Raw genomic sequence first — 4,732 nt, 5'->3', positions numbered from 1 at the left:
CGTCATCGTGTAGGTGCGGCGCTGGCCGTAGAAACAGTCGCCCGCGCGCCAGACACCCGGTGGTGTGCACCACGCGGTGTCTGGCGCATGAGAGACCGGGCTACGTCTTTACGCGCTTGCTCAAGAACGCACCTGCTGTCGCGGCGCCTGCACGGGGCTGTCGGTTCTCCGACGTTCGCTGTGCCGGCGCAGGGCAAGGCACTCCGCCAGTTCGGCGTGCTCGGGGCTGGTGTGCACAGCGCGAGCAGCCATGCTGTTCGGGGTACCGCCAGGGACTTCGTCGGCAACATTGGCGCTTGGCTGCTCCGCCGTCCCCAGGCCTGGAAACCCCTCGACTCAACTATGAATGCTCGCAGAACGCGCTGCGTGCCGTGATTTCCTTGGCGCCGGCCATTGCTCTCGAGCGATCAATATCTCCAGCAAAACGGTTTGCAACAAATTGCTTTGGGCGATCAAATCTTAAACCGTTAGAGTTCGACACGCTAATGGCTTTGGCGTTATTTAAAACGCTTATAGGGTGCTGGCGAAAAACACCCAATGATTAGCGTGCCTGGCTCTGCCTGGGCATGGTCTTCGAAGACTTGCTTCGTATTTGTATAAATTATGGGGAGAATAAGATGATCAGCATTTTGTCCAGATGGCGCGTGCAACGTAAGCTGGCTCACGTTCCAAAAATCACCATGAATGTGACCAGAACTTACGACATGACTTTCACGGCTCCCAATCCAGATGTGAAAGCCGTCATCAAGAACCAGCAGGGAACGACTGTGGGAGAGGCTTGTTATGCGGTATCACCCTTGAATGATCGTGTCTACGTGTATAACGTTGAAATTTTTAGCGCGTATCGGAGGCAGGGGTACGGCACTGCGTTGCTGAATTACCTTGCCCAAAACTACAAAATTCCGATCACCGTGGTGAGAGAACTTTCCAGTTCCTGTGGCTTTTGGAAATTTGCCAGAAGTCTGAGTTGCATCGGTGTTCATTTCACTCCGCAACTTTCTGTGTCGGAGATGGCGCTTGAGTCAGAGCGTTGGGCACACCTTCAGCCACATTTAAACCCATTCCACGAAGCAACGACCCATTCCTGAGCGATAAATCAGCCGCCTTGAAGCGATGCTTCTGTCCGAAAAATCCAAGCCTGAAACCCGTTAATATTGATATGGGCAAATATTTTGATAATGAGAGGATAAAAAATCGTCGAGATGAAAATGCAAAAAAGGTTTTCGAATGAAAAGTCGTAAGGTCTTCATCGTTGGTGGATTATTAATTGCCGCAGGTGCAGTAACAGTGGCCCACTGGGAAGGCGAAGCCCTGCCAGTCAATAGATCTACAAAAATCGCTCCTGTTGCGAACTTAAATCTCCAGCCTTTGAGTGCCAGTGCCTCCGGCGCATTGGGTAGGGATGATAAAAATGCTTCCCAGCCTGCCAGTGCCAAGGTGCTTGTCAACGGTTTGAAAATGCCGATACGCCCCGTTTGGCAAGGTGTGGTGGATTATCGTCAAGGTAAAAAGAGTCGGTCAATTCAGGAGGAAGTCATTGCAGGACTCTCTTTTTGTGCTTCTACGGAGCTAAACAGGGAAGCAGCGGTGGCAGAAAAGAGCCGTACAGGTGTAACTGCCCAAACTGCTGCCCTTGACTCTATGGTGAAGACGCAAAGCGAGATGTGCGCCCGCCTTTCGGATGCTGACTACGAATTGCGCTCGGAGATTCTCGGCAATTGGGCCAGAGACGGTGATTTGGACGCGATGGTGGCTTTCTATACGGCGGGACCTTTAGGCAGATGGGGCGCAACCACTGGGCCCCAGACCCTTGAAAATCCAGGAGTTAAAGAGTGGCAGACACAGGCGGTTTCATGGTTGAACGTGGCTGCGCAGCGAGGGCAGATAGGTGCCTTGCTGCTTCTTTCGGATGTGTACGACAACAAGCCCGTAACTGAACGTCCCGGTGCGGTTTTCAGTGATCTTTACGATCCCGTGCGCTCGTACGCCTATGCGCACGCCTGGCATTATTTGGTCGGTCGTGATGAATCGAAACGCCAAGCTCTGCTCAAAAGCGATTTTCTCAATAGAGCTGAATCCGGAATTTCTAAAGAGCAACGGGATCTGGGGCGTGTCGAATCACAAAAAATCATCGAATCTTTGCGGAAAAATTAAACCATGAAGAAAATTAAAAAGAAAATAATTGCCGTCGGTATTGCTTCTGTGGCGCTTATTGTGTTGGCGGCTGACTATGGCCGTTTTCTTTGCAACAACTGTTCTTCGATGCCACCGTCGCAGGAGGATATCGTATTTTTCGTGCGCACCGTTGTAAATTATGAGGTCAAAGCTTGGATGAAAGGAGACAGTTTTGCGTTATGTAATGGATCTGTTTGCCAGCAGCTGATTAATGAAGCGGCAGATGCCAAAATATTCGCTTATGGCCTTCCTTATCCAGATCCTAGAACTGGATATAAGCGTGAAGGCGGTATCATCGCAAGTGGAAAAGGAAATTTTTACCCTGGAGAGCCTTTTTATGGCGGCGTCGAGCCAGGTTCAGGCGACGGGAACGGGACGGTCATTGTCGGCTCGATTGGCAGGGATTGCAAGGTATTCAATTCCTGGGAATATGCCCATTGGTGTTGATTAAATATTCAATAGATGACTGAGGCCAAAATTTCTGCCGCATTTTTATGACAGCCGTTCTTGATGATAAATCGGTGGCTACTATCGGCTGGGCTCCGGCAGGCGAGCAGTGCTGGCTCTGCCTGCCGGGATAACTCTTAGGTTCAGAACCGGTAGGTGCCCGTCATCGTGTAGGTGCGGCGCTGGCCGTAGAAGCAATCGCCGCGCGCCAGGCACTGCGTGATCTGCACCTTGTCGGCGAGATTGACCACGTTGAAGGCCAGGCGCCAGCTGCCGGCGTCGTAGGCCGCCATGGCATCGGCGATGAGTGCCGACGGCGTGGTGATGGCCGTGGTGCCGGTCCACTGCGAGCCGGTGTAGCGCACGCCCGCGCCCACCGTCCAGCCGCCGCGTCCTTCGGCCGCGAAGCGGTGCATGAGCCAGCTCGATGCCGTGTGCTTGGGCACGCTGGCCACGGGCAGGCCCTGGTCGCCGGCGTTGCTGCGCGAGATGACGGCGTCGGTGTAGGCGTAGCCCACCGTCCAGTCCCAGTTGCGGGCCATGCTGGCGGTCATCTCGGCCTCGAAGCCCTTGGTTTTCACCTCGCCGAGCTGCAGGCTGTTGAGCGGGTTGGAGGGGGCGTTGGTCTTGCGGTTCTTCTCGCGCAGCTGGTACACGGCGGCATAGGCGCTGATGCCCCGGTCCTGCGGCTGCCACTTCACGCCGGCTTCCCACTGCTCGCCGCGCTGGGGCTTGAACGGGGTGCCGAAGAAGTCCACGCCGCCCAGCGGCTGGAACGATTCGGAGTAGCCCACGTACGGTGCCCAGCCGCCATCGGCCTGGTAGGTGGCGCCGACGCGCTTGGTCCAGGCGGTGTCGTCCACGGCGGCGGCGGGGCGGCCGACCGTCTCGGTCTTGGCGCTGTCGTGGCGCAGGCCGAGCGTGGCCGTCCAGCGGCCCCAGCGGATCTGGTCCTGGGCGTAAAAGCCCAGCTGGCGCTGCGTGACGTTGGGCTGGCGCACCAGCGCGGAGGCCGAGGGCGCCGTGAAGTTGCCGTACACCGGCGCATACGCGTCGATGCCCGAGATGGTCTGGAACCACGAGGACTGGCTGGTCTCGTTGCGCTGCGCGTCCATGCCGAAGAGCAGCGTGTGCTCGGTGGCGCCGGCCTGCACCTTGCCTTCGATCTGCGTGTCCGCCAGCAGCAGGCGGCTGGAGTTGATCTGCCAGGAGGCGTCGCGCAGCAAGGTGCGGTTGTCCGCATTGAACACCGGGCGCGCCGGCCGGCCGGTGGCGCGGTTGGCGCTGAAGCTGGTGTAGATGCTGCGGTAGTCCACCTCGCTCACTGTGCGGCGCAGGTTCTGGCGCACCGTCCATTGGTCGTTCAGGCGGTGGCTGAACAGATAGCCCCAGGAGTTGTTCTCGGTGTCGAAGGCGTCCCAGCCCGGTTCGCTGATGAAGGTCGAGGTCGGGATCTGGCCGTAGGGGCTGGACAGCCGTGTGCCTTGCCAGGGAAAGAAACCGATCAGCGAGCCGCTTTGGTCTTTCTGGTGCGTGAACTGCAGCGTGAGCGACGTGGCGGCGTTGGGCTTCCAGGTGAGCGACGGGGCGAGGATGAGGCGGTCGTCGCTCACGTGGTCGACCTGCGAGTCGCTGTCGCGGCCCACGGCCACCAGCCGGTAGAGCCACTCGCCGTCCTGGGTGAGCGGGCCGGTCATGTCGGCGGCGATCTGCTTGCGCGCGTAGTTGCCCAGCTGCACCTGCACTTCGCGCAGCGGCTCGGCCTGCGGGCGCTTGCTGGTGAGGTTGAGCACGCCGCCCACGCTGCCCTGGCCGTACAGCACGGACGAGGGGCCGCGCAGGAATTCGACGCGCTCCAGCAGGTAGGGCTCGGCCTTGGTGTTGTTGTAGGTGCCGTAGGTGCGCAGCAGGCCGTCCTGGTACTGCGTCACGCTGCCGCCGCGTGCCGTGAAGCTGTCCACCCGGCTGTCGAAGTAGTTGGAGACCATGCCGGCGGTGTAGGCCGTGGTCTGGCGCAGGGTCAGCGCGCCTTGCGCCTCCATCTGGTCGCGCGTGACCACGCTGATGGCTTGCGGGGTTTCGATGAGCGGCGTGTCGGTCTTGGTGGCCG

General features: G+C 58.5%; 4 protein-coding genes. 3 read left to right on the top strand and 1 reads right to left on the bottom strand.

Going from position 1 to position 4,732, the window contains the following annotated elements; translation table 11 throughout:
• Positions 1-566: 566 nt before the first annotated feature.
• The 3 genes from AC27IQ_RS18945 to AC27IQ_RS18935 all read left to right on the top strand — a co-directional run bounded on the left by AC27IQ_RS18945 (position 567) and on the right by AC27IQ_RS18935 (position 2,622).
• Entirely contained in the window at positions 567-1,088 is a 522-nt protein-coding gene (locus AC27IQ_RS18945; RefSeq protein WP_487090395.1) for a GNAT family N-acetyltransferase, read from the top strand.
• A 139-nt stretch (positions 1,089-1,227) separates the two neighbouring features.
• Entirely contained in the window at positions 1,228-2,154 is a 927-nt protein-coding gene (locus AC27IQ_RS18940; RefSeq protein ID WP_487090394.1) for a hypothetical protein, read from the top strand.
• Positions 2,155-2,157: 3 nt separating this feature from the next.
• Complete coding sequence (locus AC27IQ_RS18935; RefSeq protein WP_487090393.1) at positions 2,158-2,622, top strand: hypothetical protein; 465 nt, start codon at positions 2,158-2,160, stop codon at positions 2,620-2,622.
• A gap of 143 nt (positions 2,623-2,765) precedes the next feature.
• Here AC27IQ_RS18935 and AC27IQ_RS18930 read toward each other — a convergent pair.
• The coding region (locus AC27IQ_RS18930; protein ID WP_487090392.1) for a TonB-dependent siderophore receptor at positions 2,766-4,732 on the bottom strand (1,967 nt) is incomplete at its 5' end.

The sequence above is a fragment of the Acidovorax sp. KPB24-07 genome (assembly GCF_057543315.1).
The sequence above is the reverse complement of the archived record's forward strand: the minus strand, read 5'-3'. Positions and strand labels throughout refer to the sequence as shown.

Excerpts from the sequence above, each read along its gene's own strand:
- AC27IQ_RS18945 (WP_487090395.1), top strand. The coding sequence starts at position 567 with ATGGTCTTCGAAGACTTGCTTCGTATTTGTATAAATTATGGGGAGAAT.
- AC27IQ_RS18940 (WP_487090394.1), top strand. The coding sequence starts at position 1,228 with ATGAAAAGTCGTAAGGTCTTCATCGTTGGTGGATTATTAATTGCCGCA.
- AC27IQ_RS18935 (WP_487090393.1), top strand. The coding sequence starts at position 2,158 with ATGAAGAAAATTAAAAAGAAAATAATTGCCGTCGGTATTGCTTCTGTG.